Source organism: Nonomuraea sp. NPDC001699 (assembly GCF_053596455.1).
Genome location: NZ_JBSFGF010000047.1, coordinates 15,899 through 31,882, shown reverse-complemented (window position 1 = coordinate 31,882; position 15,984 = coordinate 15,899). Strand labels below are relative to the sequence as shown.

Here is a 15,984-nt window from a genome sequence, read left to right as displayed (position 1 = left end):
GCCACTCGCTACGACAAGCTCGCCGTCCGGTTCGAGGCCACACTCACCATCGCCGCGATCGACCAGTGGCTCAAGGCCTTATGAAACACCGCCTAATGTCCTGAGTCAGGAGTTCTGTCCATATATGTAGGCTGGGTTCATGACGTGTGATATTCGCGCATACCGAGGCCCAGATGACGCCACAGCGACCTTCGATGTCTTCCAAGCCGCGATTCGCCAAACGGCCTCGTTGGTTTACGGACCGCGCCAGGTGGACGCATGGGCTGGCCCCGCTCGCACCGACCTGAGCGATTGGGACAGGCGGCGGCAAGAAGCGTCGACCCTGGTGGCAGAAGTTGATGACACTGTCGTGGGGTTCACGGACCTGCTGCCGGACGGCTTGGTTGACATGCTGTTCGTTCATCCACGATCAGGGGGCAGGGGTGTTGCACGCGCCCTGCTCACTGCCATCATGCGCGAGGCGCGTGCCCGTGGGCTCACCGAACTGCGGACCTTGGCCAGTCGGAGTGCTCAGCCTGCGTTCGAACGCCTCGGATTCACTGTGGTCGCCCATCGCCCGGACAACACGGTCCGTGGGGTCGTCGTCCCCAACGTAGAGATGCGTCGCTGCCTCTAGCATCCTGAGTCAGGAATTCTGTTCATAACTCTATGCTGGTGTCATGGCGAGTACGGGGCGGCCGAAGGCCGAGCTGGTGTTGTCCGAGGACGAGCGGGCGGCGCTGGAGGGTTGGGTGCGGCGCAGGTCGACGCCGCAGTCGTGGGCGTTGCGATGCCGGATCATCCTGGAGTGCGCGACGGGCGCGACGAACAAGGACGTCGCGCAGCGGCTCGGGTCGACGCCTCACGCGGTCGGGCGGTGGCGGGCCCGGTTCGTCGAGCATCGGATCGCGGGCCTGGGTGACATGCCACGCTCGGGCGGGCCCCGGTCGGTGACCGACGAGCAGGTCGCGGCACTGGTGACCAAGACCTTGGAGAGCACACCGAAGAACGCGACGCACTGGTCGACCCGGTCGATGGCCAAGGAGATCGGCATGTCGCAGTCGACGGTCTCGCGGGTCTGGCGGGCGTTCGGCCTGCAACCCCACCGGGTCGAGGAGTTCAAGCTGTCCACCGACCCGTACTTCGTGGACAAGGTCCACGACGTCGTCGGGCTCTACCTGGATCCGCCCGAGCGGGCGCTGGTGTTCTGCGTGGAGGAGAAGTCGCAGATCCAGGCGTTGGACCGCGCCCAGCCCGTGCTGCCGATGATGCCCGGAATCCCGCAGCGCGTGACCCACGACTACGTCAGGGCCGGCACCACGACCCTGTTCGCCGCCCTGGAGATCGCATCCGGCAAGGTCATCGGGTCCCTGCACCGCCGTCACCGCGCCGAGGAGTTCAAGAAGTTCCTGATCACCTTGGACAAGCAGACCCCCGCGGACCTGGACATCCACCTCGTGCTCGACAACTACGCCACGCACAAGACGCCCGCGATCCGCACCTGGCTGGTCGCCCACCCGCGGTTCCATCTGCACTTCACTCCGACCGGGTCGTCCTGGCTCAACCTCGTGGAGCGGTGGTTCGCCGAGCTGACGAACAAGCAGATCCGTCGCGGCGTGCACAAGTCCGTCCGGGCCCTGGAGAAGGACATCCGCGACTGGATCTCGACCTGGAACACCGACCCGCGACCCTACGTCTGGACCAAGACCGCCGACGAGATCCTCGAACGCCTTGCCGGATATCTGAACAGAATTCCCGACTCAGGACACTAAGGGGCGTTGCAGAATGTGGTTGAGCGGGCATCTTTCCGTGTATGGGGCGGGCTGTTACGGGCTGATCCCTTGTGGGGGGAGACGTTCACTGGGCTGCGAATGGGCCAGTTCCAGCGACTGCTGCGGGTGGTGCGCGAGCACGGTGGCAAGGGCCCCGGCCAAGGACGCGGCAGAGGGCGTCTCTACGCCCCGCGCATCGGCTGTGGATCGTGGACGGCACTCTGATCCCGGTGCGTGACCGCGACGTCGGCGCTTCCAGCAAGAACTATCGGTTCTCCGCGAACGTGCAGGTCATCATAGATGCCGACACTCGGCTCGTGGTGGCGACCGGCCAACCGGCACCGGGCAACAAGGCCGATGCGCACGGTACGTCGTGGCGGGACTCCGGCCTGCCAGCCCTATGCGAGGGCGTCACGGCCCTGGCCGACGGCGCGTACCTCAACACTGGCCTGGTCGTCCCGCACCGAAGGCGGGCGGGAAGAGCTCTGCTGCGGGCCCAGGAGGACGATAACGCCGAACACCGGCGCGAGGTGACGACCTTGCGGGCGGTTCAGCCCAGGTAGAAGTCCCGGCGAGCGGCCACGAACGCCTCGATCGTCCCGGCCGGCGCGCCGGTCACCTGTTCGACGTCGTCGGAGGCGCGGTCGTAGCGGTTCTCGCGGTGCAGCCGGGCCATGGTGGCGATGTGCTCCTCGGTGTGCGGCGGCAGGCCCGCCTTGGCAAGCACCTCGGCCCGCCATCGGTCCAAGGGGACGTCCAGGTAGGACACGGTACGCCCCAAGGCCCGCGAGAACTCCTCCGCCATCTCCGTCATGTCGACCGTGCGCGGCCCGGTCAGCTCGTAGACATGCCCCACGTGCGGAACGGGGTCGCGCAGCACGGTGGCGACCACCCGGGCGACGTCGTCCACGGCGATCGGCGACGTGCGCCCGGTGCCGAACGGCAGCTCGATCGTGCCGTTCTCCCGGATCGACCGTGCCGCCAGTGTGGTGAACAGCGGATTGTCCAGGAACGACGTCGGCCGGATGTGTACCACCGGCAGGCCGGACCAGTCGAACACCTGCTCCGCCAGCCAGTGCAGCCGCTGCTGGTGCGACTCGGCAGTGCTGGTGGCGGTCATCTGCGACACCGTCATCTGCGACATGTCGACCAGGCCCACCAGTTCCCCTTGCGCCTTCGCGACCGTGGCCACCACGGTCGCCGCCAGCAGGTGGTCCGGCGACACGGGCATCGCGAAGTACATGCGCCCGGCTCCTTCCAGCGCGGCGGCGACGGTCTCCGGCCGGGTCAGATCGCCCACGACCACCTCCGCGCCCCGCGCACGCAGGTCCGCGGCACGATCACCGTCCCGGTGAACCATGACGCGCACCGGCACGTCCTGCGCGCGCAACTGGTCCAGGACCGTGCGGCCGACGTCGCCGGCCCCGGCGATGAGAACAAGGTTGCTAACGGCCATCGGTCGATCTCTTCCTGGTGGTTGACCATCTGTGCGAAGGTGCGATCGCACGGGCATGTCGGTGTGAATCGCGCAACGTGATCCCACGGGAGGTGTACCCCGCTTGAGCCGGATGAGCCAGGAGGGAGAGAGGTGGCGCGCTCTCGCAGCGGCCGACATCTGCCCGGCCGACGGTCGGTCGCCTGCCGCTGGGAAGATCGGCTGCGCGCCAGGAAGGGATGTCGCGACCGGCTGTGCCCATCGGCACGCCGCGAGGGCTTGCTGGGACGGTCTCCTGTGTGGTGTCCAGGCGGCACGGAGGCCGCTCGGCGTCCTCGTCTGAAGCCATTGTGCCATCGAACTGCTGTCCGCTTGCTCCCTGTCAATGTCCGGAAGGGACAAGAAGGACGCCCGTGTGCCATTACGTTTTATGGGGCTTCACTCAATCTGCTCGTAGAGGTTTGCCCGGAAGCGGCCCTGAAGCGTATTTAGGACATCCAGATGGGATGCTTAACGATCGCTGATATGTGAGTAAGATCACGATCTCGTTGCATAGAATGACATTCCGGTTAGTCGACGGTAGCGTTCCGATGTGGGCAACTTGGACATTTCCGCTTGCAAGGAATGGTTCAGCGTCGCTTATGTGGAAGCGCTGGCGTACGCCGCGGGGTACGCTGTGACCATTGTCCATGTAGACCATTTCGGGGTTGATCTGGAGCTTCGCGATCGGGCTTTACGGGTGGATGTGCAGATGAAGTGCACTAATGAGCCGGAGACGAAGTCTGACCATATCGCCTACTCCCTCGACACGCGTACTTACAACCTGCTCAGCGATCCAGGGAGGAATGTCCCGGCTTATCTGTTCGTCGTGGAGGTGCCGTCGAGCAAGGCGGACTGGGTGAGCTGCGGCACCGATGGAGTGCATCTGCGGCGCTGCGGCTACTACACCAGCATGTCCACGCTGAAACCAACCCACAACAAGGCGGCCAAGTCCGTCAAGGTGGCGAGGGCGAACCGGTTGACGGTCGCGTCGCTGGACCAGCTCATGCGCAAGGCAAGGGGCGGGCTGTGACCAACATCGACGCGCTTGCTTCCGAAGTCACTCCGGCAGGTCTACGGGCCTACCTGAAAGCCAACTCCTGGCATTTCGAGGGCAAGCCGCTCCCGCGTATGGAGTTATGGGCCAGAGATTCATGGGAAGTTCTGATCCCGCTGAACCGCCAGGCCTCGGACTATCCACGGAGAATCAGGAACTTCATCGAAGACATCGCAGGCGAACGTGGCTCCAGGGCCGAGGAGATCGCGACCGAACTCCGCTACATCGAAGATGACGTCATCGACCTGGAGTTCGATGACGATCGCTCCCGAATCCCGCTCTCCGAGGCGGCGAAGCTCATGGAAGGCGCCAGATCGTTCGCCGTCGCCAACGCCTGTTCGGCCATGCACCGCCGTTCCTACCACGGCCGCTCGCAACCACGCCGCGCCCGGGAATACGCCGATTTCGTCGGTATGGGACACACGCGGGAAGGCAGCTTCATCATCCCCATCGTCAGCCCGATCGGTGTCATGAAGCCCGTGATCATCGAGGGCGACCAGGAACCGTTGATCGACGTCCAGTCGGAGATCAACTACTTCCCGAGGCGCGTCACCGGCATCATGGCCGACGTCCTGCGTGAGATACACGAGCTGGCCGTCGTCAGAGAACGGATACCGCCGAAGGAAGATCTGAACCGTGCAGTCGTCGCCGGATTGTCGGCCGACGCGTGCGCCGCCCTGGCGGCGATGGTCTCCGCACCGAATGGCAGTGACCTGGACATCACCTTCCAATGGGCCCTGACGGCGGCCCCGCCGCGGGCGGGCGGTGACACCGTCGAGTTCCCGACGGAAGCAGCAGGAGCCATCAGAGAGATCGGCCACCTTCTTCGTGACCATGTCAGAGTGGAGGACACCGTCATCTACGGGTTCGTCAGCTCCCTCGATCGGGATCCGGACGACGAAGAAGGCGTCGTCAAGGTGAAGGCCCTGGTCGGCAACCGGGTACGGCCCGTCAAGATAGTCTTGAGAGGGGACGCCTACCACACCGCGGTGGAAGCGCACGACCTCAAGCTCCGTGTCATCGTCACCGGGCCCATGATGAAGACCGGCGCAGGGACGCTTTCCATGCCTCGAGTGCATCTCTTCAGAGTCGACGACTACCTTCCCTTGGAGACGAGCGCGCAGAGCCGATCGGCGTAGGAGAAGAGCCGCCGTTCCACCCCGTTCAGATGACGCGGCTGATCGTTCCCACCCCCTCGGATTCGGGGTTGCGCCATCCCGTCGTCAATGCGACATTCCTGAAGGTTCGGCCTGGTTGTCGCCGGGGCTCGCGCGGTGCGGCGGTGTTGATGATGCCCAGGCAGTTCGGGCCGATGAGCCGCATCGCGGAAGAGCGGCAGATGCGCGGCAGCTCCGACTCCGCGCCGGGATGCCCGGCCTCGGCGAACCCCGACGTCAGCACCACCAGCCCGGCGACGCCCGCCTTCGCGCAGTCGCGCGCCACCTCCAGCACCCGCGCGGCGGGCACCGCCGCGACCGCGAGGTCCACGCCTTCCGGAACTTCGTCGTGGCAAGGGAGTCCGGCCACTTCGGCGGCGTCAAGGTTGACCGGGAAACCGCCGTCGATGAGGTTGCGCCGCACCTTGGGTCCGACGGCGCGTTCGTTCCGGCTCGCGCCGATCACCGCCACCGGGCGACGCCTTCGGCCACCCGCGCGAGGAGATCGCCGACATCCTCGGCCGCCGCCCTCGATAGTCAGCGGTCCGGCAGGTCCAGCAGGTCGAGGAACGCGCTCGCCGCCGGGGTGCGTCCGACGCCGCTCCAGATGAGGTACTCGACGCGCATGGGTGCGTCAGTGATCTCGATGGTGGCCAGACCGGTCAGGTGGGGGACGTAGGCCGAGGGCAGCAGCGCGATCGCCAGCCCCTTCCGCACGAGCCGAGCCATCATGAAGTCCGCGGTGGTGACCTCGAACGCGACCTCACGGCTCAGACCCGCGGCGGCGAACGCCTCGTCCGACTGCGCCCGCGCGGCCGAGTGCGGAGGCAGGTCGATGAAGGTCTCGGTAGAGAGCCGGGCGAGGTCGACGGTCGGTTCGCCCACCAGCGGATGGTCGGGGGCGACGACGGCGACCAGCCGGTCCCGGGCGAGTTCGCGGGCGTTGACGCCCACCGGTCGCGCGCTGGTGGGCAACCCGAGGAAGGCGACCTCGATCCTGCCCTGTCTGACCTGCTCGGTGAGTTCTTCGCTGCCACCGACCCGGATGTTCAGCTGGACCTGGGGATATCTGTCGCGGAACCGGCTCAGTGCGTCCGGGATGTCGACGGCGGCCACGGTGGGGATGAGGCCGAGGGCGAGCCTGCCGCGCACCTCGCCGGTCACCGCGGCGACGTCGGCGGCCGCCCGCTCCGCGGCGTTGAGGCTTTCGCGGGCCGCGGCCACGAACGCCTTCCCGGCCGGGGTGATGCGCACGTGGCGGCTGGTGCGCTCGAACAGCCGCGCGCCCAGTTCCCGTTCGAGACTGGCGATCTGGCGGCTCAGCGCCGACTGGACGACCAGGCACTGCTCCGCCGCCCGGGTGAAGCTGTTCGTCTCGGCGACGGCGAGGACGTAACGCATCTGCTGGAGTTCCATGCATCAATGATGGTTTGGCATCACTGAAGTGACAACAATGCGTTGGACTCATTGCCGGCGTGCCGCAAGACTCGAGTCGTGGCAAGGCCACCATCGGGACTTCGGAGGTGAACGGATCGTCATGGCCATGCGCCAGAGAAAGTGACCGCGATCGACGTTTGGGTCGATCCGCGCTGTCCGTGGGCGTGGATCACGTCGCGGTGGCTGCTGGAGGTCGAGCGGGTCCGGCCTGTGCGGACAAGGTTCCACATCATGAGCCTCTCGGTGCTCAACGAGAACCGGGAGGTGCCGGAGAAGTACCGGCAGGCGCAGATCGAGGGCTGGGGTCCGGTGCGGGTGTGCGTCGCCGCGGCGCAACAGTACGGGGAAGCGGTACTGCGCCCGCTGTACGAGGCGATGGGAGCGCGGATTCATCTCGAGGGCGCCGGCCTGGGCCGGGACATGATGCTCGCCGCGCTGCGTGCCGTCGCCCTGCCGGACACGCTCGTCGACGCGGCGGAGGACACCCGCTATGACACGGCGTTGCGGGCCGGCCACCACGCGGGGATGGCTCCGGTCGGCGGCGAGGTGGGCACCCCCGTCATTCACGTTCCCGGTCCCGCCGGCGACCGGATCGCCTTCTTCGGTCCCGTCATCACCCCGGCGCCGCGCGGCGAGGCCGCGGGCGCGCTCTGGGACGGGGTCGTCACCGTCGCCGCGACGGACGGGTTCTTCGAGCTGAAGCGCGGCCGCGACCGCGAACCCAGCTTCTCCTGACCTCGCACTCTTCTCCGCGTCCTGCGGGGACGTTCGTAAGGACACGTATGACCACTGTCAGTACTGAATCACGCTCACAGTTCCGGGCGTGGCTGGGCGTCGCGGCCATCACCGCGAGCCTGTTCGTCTTCGTCACCACCGAGCTGATGCCCGTCGGGCTGCTCACCCCGGTCAGCGCGGGACTGTCCGTCTCCGTCAGCCTCGCGGGCATGATGGTGACGCTGTACGGCATCTCCGCGGGCGTGGGGGTGCCGTTCCTGGTCGCGTGGAGCCGTACGGTGAACCGCCGTGCTCTCCTCGCCATGCTGCTGGTGATCATGGCACTCGGCAACCTCGTCACGGCCGTGTCGCCGAACTTCCCGATCGTCCTGGCCGCCCGGCTCGTCACCGGGTTCGCACACGGCGTGTTCTGGGCGATCGGCGTCGCCATGGCGATGCGGCTCGTCCCCGGTGAGAAGGCCGGCAGGGCCGCCGCGGTCGTGCTCTCCGGCATGTCGATCGCCACCGTCGTGGGCATGCCGCTGGGCACGCTCATCGAGAGCCTCACCGACTGGCGCACCACGTTCCTCATCTGGAGCGGCCTGAGCCTGGCGGTGCTCCTCGCCGTCGTGCTCACGCTTCCGTCGCTGCCGTCCCAGAGCGCCATCCCGGTGCGCGCGGTGTTCGCGCTGCCGATCCGGAACGGGCGGCTGCGGGGCGTGATGATCACCGTCGCGCTGTACGTGCTCGGGCACTTCGGGGCGTACACGTTCATCCGCCCCTTCATGGAGCAGCGTGCCGGGGCGTCGGCGGCGTGGGTGACCGGGCTGCTGATCGTCTTCGGGGTCGGCGGCGCGGTCGGCAACCTCGTCGCCGGGCACACGGTCAACAAGAACATGCGCGCGACGTTCGTCGTCGCCTGCACCGGTCTCGTCACCTCGCTGCTGCTGCTCCTGGTGATCGGCGACAGCCCGGCGGGTCTGGCGGTCGCCGTGGTGATATGGGGGTTGTCCTTCGGCGCCGCCAACCTCTGCCAGGTCAACATGATGCTCGCCGCGGCCCCGGACACCTTCGAGGCCGCCATGTCCCTCAACACCATGGGCTACAACATCTCGATCGCGCTCGGCGCGCTCCTGGGCGGACTGTTCGCGGACGGCTTCGGGACCACGGGCGCGGTCTGGTTCGGCGTCGCGCTGACGGCGACCGCACTACTGACCGCCTTCAGCTCGCACCGCGACGCCGCGCACGCCTGAGAGGGGCACACGTGAACACCAGCACGCACAACAGGGCGATCCGCGTGACGGCACTGGACCACATCGTCCTGAACGTCGAGGACGTCGACCGCTCGCTGCGGTTCTACAGCGACATCCTGGGCCTCGAGGCCGAGCGGGTCGACAAGTGGCGCCGCGGCCAGGTCTCCTTCCCCTCGGTCCGTATCGACGCGGTCACGATCATCGACCTCGTCGAACGCCCGCGCGGGGAGTCCAACGTGGACCACATCTGTCTGGTCGTGGCGCCGCTCGACTGGCCGGCGGTCATCGACGCCGGAGTGCTCGACGTGGTCCAGGGCCCGGTTGTCCGCTCGGGCGCCCGCGGCGACGGCCAGTCGATCTACGTCCGCGACCCCGACGGCAACACCGTCGAACTGCGCTGGTACCCACAGGACCTCGACCAGCCCCCGCTCGACGGCGAGTTTGTGCGTGACCCCGCGACCCGCGAGCGGGCCGCGGCCGACTTCGGCCACGTCGTGCACACCGTCCCCGAGGCGGTGCTCCGCCCCGGCTCGGTCGCGGACGTCGCCGCCGTCGTGCGGTGGGCGGCCGGCGCCGGCAGGCAGGTCGCCGCCCAGGGCGCGGGGCACTCGGTGTACGGCCGGTCCCTGGTCGGGCGCGGCGTTGTCGTCGACATGTCCGGACACAACACGATCCACCAGGTCGGCGCGGACCGGATCGTCGTCGACGCGGGCGCGACCTGGCGCGACGTCCTCACGGCCGCGCTCCGCGACGGCCGCACCCCACCGGTCCTCCCCGAGTACCTCGACCTGACGATCGGCGGCACCGTCACCGTCGGCGGCGTCGGCGGCTCCAGCTGGCGGCACGGCGTCATGAGCGACTCCGTGCTCGCGCTCGAGGTCGTCACCGGCGACGGACACGTCCGCACCTGCTCACCCGGTGAGCGCCCGGACCTGTTCGACGCCGTGCGCGCCGGACTCGGCCAGGTGGGCGTCATCACGCGGGCGACCCTGCGACTGACGGCGGCGCCCGAGACCGTCCGCAGGTACCAGCTCCTCTACTCCGACCTCGACGCGATGCTCACCGACCAGTGCCTGCTCCTCGACGAGGGCAGATGGGACTACCTCCAGGGCCGCGCCGTCCCCGGCCGTGAAGGCGGCTGGACCTACCACGTCGACGGGGCGGCGCTGTTCTCCGGCGAGGCGCCCGACGACGACGCCATGCTCGCGGGACTCGCCGACGACCGCGCGAAGGCGACCATCGGCACACACGACTACCGCACCTACACCGACCGGTTCACGCCCCTGGAGAACGCCCTGCGTGACGCCGGGCGCTGGGATTCCCCGCACCCATGGCTGTTCACCTTCATAGGGGCGTCCCGCGCGGGCGCGGTCCTGGCGGAGACGCTCGCCGGGCTCACCGTCGGCGACCTCGGCGACCACGGCGTCGTCTCGGTCCTGCCGCTGCGGACGAGCGCCGTACGCAGCCCGCTGTTCCGGCTCCCCGCGGAGCCGGTGGCGTTCGCGATGAACCTCATGCGGTATCCGACACCGGGCCCTGCCGACATGGTCGCCGCCATGGTGGCCGATAACCGCGCCATGTATGAGAGGGTCGTCGCGGCGGGCGGCACGCTCAACCCGGCCAGCGCCCTGCCCATGTCCGCCCGCGACTGGCAGGCCCACTTCGGTCCGGTGTGGGACCGGCTCGCCGCCGCCAAGCGGGCGTATGACCCCGGCCGCGTCCTCACCCCCGGCTACGAGGTTTTCCCGAGGCAGGACGGGTGAGGAGTCCTGTCCAGGAAGCGGCACACCGGGTACTGGCAGAGACCGTTGATTGAGTGGTCTGTATTTGCCCGTGCGGAAAGATCCGTGGTCACTTTGTGTACGAGGCAGTGATCGATGAGAGGACACTGTGCTCGGTGCGTGCTCGCGCGCCCCGTCAGGGTTGGGCGCACCAGGGCACCCAGAGCGCTCGCAGGCGGTACGAATCATCATCAAATGGCACGGCACGGCATTTAAGAATTTTGCTACTAATCCGACGGTCGCAGGTTCGATTCCTGCGGGGCGCGCCCTGATCATGATCTCGCCTGTAATGCCCGGGCGGCCTGGCCGAAGACTCATGGCAACCAAGGTGGAGGGCGCAACGGCGTCAATGCCCAGAAACAGCTGCGGAGAGGCGGGGATGACGGCGGTGTTCAGGCATGTGCTCAGCGTGGGGGAGATGCTCATGGGTCCGGAGGCGGATCGGCGTGTTGTGGTGTGTTGTCCTGGACGGCGTGGGTGCGCGGCGTTACAGCTCGGCTGCCCGCTGCGCGACGGTGGCACGGGCCCCGCATCTGTGCAGGCTGTCGAGTGCCCGGACGTAGGGTTCGGTGAAGGCGGGCTGGTGGGCGGAGGTCGCCGAACAAGGTCTCGTCCTCCAGGAAGGGCCAGGGGTCGGTGAGCTGGCGGGCCGCCCGGTCCGGCAGCTCGGTCCGGCGCCGGTGCACCAACCAAGAAGGCGATGGGAGGTGGGGGCCATTGGTCTGGAATTCGGATGTGCCATACGGCTCGCATTCCCTCGCCGTCTGAGCAGCCGGCTCAGATGGCTGAGCTCGACCGCCTCAGGGCCTGCCTCGGTCAGGTAGAGGCGGCCGTCCCGGAAGCCGACCGCCAGGTCACCCGGGAACAGCACCCCTATGCCGAGAGGCCGGAACTCCCCGACTCTGACCAGGCGCGGCAGTGCGGGAACAGGCGCCAGGAACGGCCGTGCCGCGTACCGATCGCGTTGACGCATATGGCTGGGGCCAGGTCAGCTGCATGCACGCCGGCCCCTTCGAACGGCGTGCGACGGGACGCCGTCGATGCAGCGTGCAGTACCACTCCTGGAATCGCGGCAGCCAGGTGCCTCGCCGTGGCCGAGCGGATGGACCGGATGCCGGTCGCCGTACACGATCGAGGTTGGCGCGTTGATCGGTGACAGCAGGGTGAGCAGGGCATGGGCGTCCATCCACGACCGGCGCGTCGCCCCGACCGGGAGTGCGACGGCTGTGCGGAGTCCCGCTTGCGGTCGTGCCCCGGCCTCCCGGCCGGTCAGCGTTCGATGGGGACTGCCGGGTAGACGCCTCCGTTGGCCACTTCCAGCGTGATGCTCGTGCGATCGTCCGGCGGGGCGGGATAGTAGACGTAGGCTCTGCCGGTCTCGCCCGCATCCAGGGCGGGTACGTAGTTCTCGACGAACTCCGTGTCCATCTTGAGCGGGTGGTAACGCGCCTTGGTGACCGGATCGACAAGGATGAAGGCGCCGAAATCGGAGCCGGCGGAGAACTCGTGATCCCACCCCGAGAAAGGAACGGGGAACGGGACGAACGTGCCATCGTTCGTCTTGGTGATGTCGAAGGAGGCCACCACGTAGGCGCCGTCACGATAGAGCGGCAGCACGTCCACCTTGAGCTTGTCCGGCTGGCTGCGGAATGACCAGGTGAAACCGGCCACCCGCGCTCCTGGATCGGCGCGGAAGGGGGCCGCCGCTCCCGTGGAGCCGCGTACTTGGCCGGGGGAGGGGCTCGTGACGGTGGCCACGTCCGGGCTCTGTCGCTTGATGGAGTAGGAGATCTCTACGCGGCGGTTCCTGGCCCGTCCTGCCGGGTTGTCGCTGCCGTCCTGCTTTTGGTTCTTGGCGATCGGCTCGCTCTCGCCCTTTCCTTCCGGTCGGTACTGGTAGTCGCTGCCGAGCCTGGCGGCCAGATACTTCTGCACCGCTTCGGCTCGTTCGACCGACAGGGTCTGGTTGTAGTCGTCGGCGCCCTTGTCGTCGGTGTGGCCGGTGATGGTGATGGGCGGTTTGGCGGGGTCGGCCCGTCGCCTGGTCTCTTCGACCACGTCGTCGAGGACGGCCGCCGCCTTCGTGCTCAGCCGCGCTTTGTCGAAGGCGAACAGGACGTCGGTGCGCAGGCCGATCGTCTCGGTGTCGCCCGCCTGGGTAGTGGTCTTCACCGGTGTCTCCACCAGTTCGTTCACGTCGGAGACGGCTGACCAGATCTCCCCGTCCGGCACGACGACGGGCCACTGGAACGTGTCGCCGGTCTTCGGCAGCTCAGGGGAACTGCGCTCGCGGGCGGTCGGCTCAGCGCCGCCGTCGGTGACCGGGATGCCGGTCATCGGGCCCATCGGCATGTCAGGCACGATCGACATCGTCCTGGCGGCGGCGGGAAGCGGCGGGAAGTAGACCTCCACCGGATAGCGCACGCCTGGCACGAAGTCGTCGGGATAGTCGAAAGCGGACTTGCGGTGCCTGGTGCCGAAGGCGTCGCCGTTGTGGTCGTTCTCGCGCAGGGTGAAGTAGACCTTCCTGTCGATCGGGTCGAACAACCTGAACCTGGCGAAGGAGGTCGGCATGGTGCCGTAGCCGAAGTCGCCGGCGGTGTTGGTGGTCGCCGTGGTCATGATGTCCATGCGTAGCACGGTCAGCTTGGCGTGCCGCTCGATGGCCCGAATTTTGATCTTGAAGGGGTTGGCGATGTAGAAACCGACCATGCCCTCGCTCACGTAGCCCGCCTCCGCGGTAGCCGGGGTGGAGGGCGGCACCGAGGGGCTGGTGCTGGAGGCCGCGGTTGTCGGGGTGTCGCGCACCGGCTGATCCTTCGGCCCGCATGCGCAGGTCAGGATCGCTGTGAGCACAAGAACGGTCGCTCGCAAAAGGTGCATACCGACACAATCTTTCAAGTCTGACAAGTCAGCCCTCCAGGCTGTGGATCACCTGAGTGGCACGCCTGCAGATCGGCCGAACCATCCCGTCGATTCACGAGCGGACGGCACCGCCAGGCGTCCGGCCTCGGGCATGTCGACCCGCACAGCCAGATGCCGACCCCCTGGGGTGCCTACGACGCCGCCGAGCACGACGAACGCGTGCGCAGCCCAAATAGTTTCACCCTCCGCTTATATAAGTCAATGCCGATAAAGCGGAGGATGGGCGGGGAAGATCTCGGGAAGTGGTTCGAGCAGGCGATCGAGTGCCGTAGTTCTGCTGGGTGTGCCTCGACGCAGACTCATCGTCCTCGCCCGGCAGGCCGAGCCCCGCCGCGCAAGAGCGTCACGGACGGCGGCCAGTGGATCTCGGGCCGTCGAGCACGTGGAGCGAGAACGGATCAACCCCCGTGACGAACTGCTCCTATTGGATGAGCCACTGCTGGTCACGGTAGCTGCTGTTGCAGGCCCACAGGGTCACCCTCTTGCCGGGTGTCGCCTCGCTGTGCGAGATGACCAGGCACAAACCTGTCGCGGCGTTGACCAGCCGGCCGCCCTGATGGCTCCAGTACTGGACGGAGCCGCCGTTGCATGGGTTCTGGACGGCGGGCTTGCCCGGCTTGCCCTCGCCCTTGCCCAGGCACATCCCGGACGCCTTGTTGACGAGCTGGCCGCCCTTGCGGATCCACTGCTGCTCGGGGCCGTTCGTGCAGGTCCACTGGATCACCGCCTTGCCCGCGACGGCTTCGCCGTGGGGAACGGCCAGGCACAGTCCGGTCGCCTGATTCCTAACGGTCGAGGCGCGCTGGGCAAGCGTCGGAGTGGGATCGGGGGTGGGCCGTACGGTCGGCTCCTGGGGCTTCGGCGATTCCGTGGGACGCGTAGGGGTGGGAGTGACGGTCTTGGTCACCGTGGGCGTCGGCGTGGGCCTGCGCTTCTTCCTGGTCGGGGTCGGGACCGGCTGCGGATAGACCGGGACCTGCACCGTCACCGTGGGGTTCGGAGTGGGCCGCTTGCGCTTCTTCCTCGCCGGAGCGGGCGTGGGCGTGGGGGTCGGTGTGGGGGTCGGCGTGGCGGCCGGGCGCGCGTTGTTCGCGAGCAGCGTGGTCTTGGGTGGCTCGTCCCGGCCGCCCAGCAGCAGCCATCCGGCGACCACGCCGATCACCGTCACCACCGCGATCCCGGAGATGACGGGCACCCGCAGGTCGCGCTTCTTCCTGGGCGCGGGCGGCCGCACCTGCGGTTGCTTCCGGGCGGCCGGAGCGGGAGCGGACGGGGTGCCGCTGATCAGCAGCTGCTGCGCGTACTGCGCGGGCGGGCGGGCGGCCGGGTCCTTGGCCAGGCAGGCGGCAACGACGTCGCGTAACGCGCCGGACATCGTCCCCAGGTCCGGCTGGCCGCGCAGGATCCGGTCGAAGACGGCGGCGGGCTCGCCGTCGCCGAACGGCGGGCGTCCCGTCGCGACGTGGACGATGGTGCAGGCCCAGGCGAACATGTCGCCCGCCGGGGTGAACTCGTCCGCGGCGACCTGCTCAGGGGCCGTGTAGGCCGGGGCACCGCCGCGCGAGAGGCCGAACCCGGTCACGGTGGCACCTTCCGGGCCCTGGATCACGTTGCCGGGGTGCAGGTCACCGTGGACGATCCCGGCGCCGTGCAGCGCGCCGAGCGCCGTGAGCGTCCTGATCGCGGCCTGGTCGAGCTCATGGCCGCCACGCGGTCCTTCGACCGACACCAGCTCGGCGAGGGACGGCCCGGGCACGAACTCGCCGGCCACGTACGCCCATTCGCCCACGCTGCCCACCTCGACCACGAGGGCGGTGCAGAAGGGCGGCAACCGGGCCAGCAGGTCGTACCCGCCGGGTGGCAGGAACGCGTGGATCGCCACGGCGAGGCCATCCGCCCGCCGCCCGCAGAAGACGCGCTCGCCCAGCCGTCCTTCGAGCCGGTACCCGCCGATCGCGACGGGGTCGTTGCCACGTAGTGCCTGGATCATCGCCAAACCTCCGGAGGCCCAAAGCTAGCAACAATTGAGGCGGACGTGGCTTATGTTGACAATCTCCGTCAAACCCGATCCGGGTGCCTCTATTGTTGTGCGCTGCGATCACCACGAATGGTTCGGAAGGGACAACAAATGCCCCCCAGGCTTGGCGCGACCCCCGAGGCACTTGAGACGATGGGCAAGACGTTCGCTCAGCAGGGCGAGGCGGCGCAGTCGATGAAGGCGGCGCTCGACGCCCAGGTCCAGCAGATCCCCGACGTCTGGTCCGGCGGCAACGCGGAGAAATTCAAGGCGGCGTGGGAGACCTACAAGAAGACGTTCGACAATCTCCAGCGCGACCTGCAGGAAGCCCAGCAGGGCATCCAGAAGCAGAAGGCGGCGCTCATCGCCACCATGGGCGGGGGCGGCTGACCGGCGCCTCCCGCCGGACGAAGGAGCG

14 protein-coding genes are annotated in these 15,984 nt (G+C 68.0%); 9 read left to right on the top strand and 5 right to left on the bottom strand.

Features of this window, described 5'->3' with window-relative positions; all coding sequences use genetic code 11:
• Nucleotides 1-139 precede the first annotated feature (139 nt).
• From ACWCSU_RS51350 to ACWCSU_RS51340, 3 genes are all read left to right on the top strand, one after another.
• The gene (locus tag ACWCSU_RS51350) at nt 140-616 is read left to right on the top strand and encodes a GNAT family N-acetyltransferase (protein WP_449944648.1); all 477 of its coding nucleotides are present in this window, start codon (nt 140-142) and stop codon (nt 614-616) included.
• Between the two features lie 43 nt (nt 617-659).
• Entirely contained in the window at nt 660-1,751 is a 1,092-nt protein-coding gene (locus ACWCSU_RS51345) for an IS630 family transposase (RefSeq protein WP_449944645.1), read from the top strand.
• Between the two features lie 71 nt (nt 1,752-1,822).
• Complete coding sequence (locus ACWCSU_RS51340) at nt 1,823-2,314, top strand: transposase (RefSeq protein ID WP_449944642.1); 492 nt, start codon at nt 1,823-1,825, stop codon at nt 2,312-2,314.
• On the opposite strand, the gene ACWCSU_RS51335 is transcribed toward ACWCSU_RS51340, so the two are convergent.
• Nucleotides 2,302-3,207 carry an NmrA family NAD(P)-binding protein gene (locus ACWCSU_RS51335; RefSeq protein WP_449944639.1) on the bottom strand — a complete coding sequence of 302 codons (906 nt, stop codon included), beginning with the start codon at nt 3,205-3,207 and terminating at the stop codon, nt 2,302-2,304. The two genes, ACWCSU_RS51340 and ACWCSU_RS51335, sit on opposite strands and share 13 nt — an antisense overlap.
• Before the next feature lie 571 nt (nt 3,208-3,778).
• Between ACWCSU_RS51335 and ACWCSU_RS51330 the strand changes: the two genes are divergently transcribed.
• Both ACWCSU_RS51330 and ACWCSU_RS51325 read left to right on the top strand, forming a co-directional pair.
• Nucleotides 3,779-4,258 carry a DUF4365 domain-containing protein gene (locus tag ACWCSU_RS51330; RefSeq protein ID WP_397039185.1) on the top strand — a complete coding sequence of 160 codons (480 nt, stop codon included), beginning with the start codon at nt 3,779-3,781 and terminating at the stop codon, nt 4,256-4,258.
• A complete protein-coding gene (locus ACWCSU_RS51325) occupies nt 4,255-5,421 on the top strand; it encodes a hypothetical protein (protein ID WP_449944635.1) in 1,167 nt (388 codons plus the stop codon). The genes ACWCSU_RS51330 and ACWCSU_RS51325 overlap by 4 nt, the downstream gene beginning before the upstream one ends.
• 25 nt (nt 5,422-5,446) lie before the next feature.
• On the opposite strand, the gene ACWCSU_RS51320 is transcribed toward ACWCSU_RS51325, so the two are convergent.
• Nucleotides 5,447-5,911: a CoA-binding protein gene (locus ACWCSU_RS51320; protein WP_449944632.1), complete on the bottom strand. Its 465-nt coding sequence runs from the start codon at nt 5,909-5,911 to the stop codon at nt 5,447-5,449.
• A gap of 65 nt (nt 5,912-5,976) precedes the next feature.
• Complete coding sequence (locus tag ACWCSU_RS51315) at nt 5,977-6,855, bottom strand: LysR family transcriptional regulator (protein ID WP_364092485.1); 879 nt, start codon at nt 6,853-6,855, stop codon at nt 5,977-5,979.
• A 141-nt stretch (nt 6,856-6,996) separates the two neighbouring features.
• Here ACWCSU_RS51315 and ACWCSU_RS51310 point away from each other — a divergent pair, with 141 nt between their 5' ends.
• Genes ACWCSU_RS51310 through ACWCSU_RS51300 form a run of 3 tightly spaced genes read left to right on the top strand, consistent with a single transcriptional unit; the run spans nt 6,997 to nt 10,606 of the window.
• On the top strand, nt 6,997-7,611 hold the full coding sequence (locus ACWCSU_RS51310) for a mycothiol-dependent nitroreductase Rv2466c family protein (RefSeq protein WP_364092483.1): 615 nt from the start codon (nt 6,997-6,999) through the stop codon (nt 7,609-7,611).
• A gap of 47 nt (nt 7,612-7,658) precedes the next feature.
• Nucleotides 7,659-8,843, top strand: a complete 1,185-nt coding sequence (locus tag ACWCSU_RS51305; protein WP_449944628.1) for an MFS transporter — start codon at nt 7,659-7,661, stop codon at nt 8,841-8,843.
• Between the two features lie 11 nt (nt 8,844-8,854).
• A complete protein-coding gene (locus tag ACWCSU_RS51300; protein ID WP_449944625.1) occupies nt 8,855-10,606 on the top strand; it encodes an FAD-binding protein in 1,752 nt (583 codons plus the stop codon).
• Nucleotides 10,607-11,893: 1,287 nt separating this feature from the next.
• Here the strand turns inward: ACWCSU_RS51300 and ACWCSU_RS51295 are convergent.
• Together ACWCSU_RS51295 and ACWCSU_RS51290 are read right to left on the bottom strand one after the other, a co-directional pair.
• Nucleotides 11,894-13,432, bottom strand: coding sequence for an OmpA family protein (locus ACWCSU_RS51295; protein ID WP_449944622.1), 1,539 nt, complete (start codon nt 13,430-13,432; stop codon nt 11,894-11,896).
• Nucleotides 13,433-13,970: 538 nt separating this feature from the next.
• Nucleotides 13,971-15,539: a ricin-type beta-trefoil lectin domain protein gene (locus ACWCSU_RS51290; protein ID WP_449944620.1), complete on the bottom strand. Its 1,569-nt coding sequence runs from the start codon at nt 15,537-15,539 to the stop codon at nt 13,971-13,973.
• Between the two features lie 138 nt (nt 15,540-15,677).
• Between ACWCSU_RS51290 and ACWCSU_RS51285 the strand changes: the two genes are divergently transcribed.
• On the top strand, nt 15,678-15,956 hold the full coding sequence (locus ACWCSU_RS51285; RefSeq protein WP_357706071.1) for a WXG100 family type VII secretion target: 279 nt from the start codon (nt 15,678-15,680) through the stop codon (nt 15,954-15,956).
• Nucleotides 15,957-15,984 lie beyond the last annotated feature (28 nt).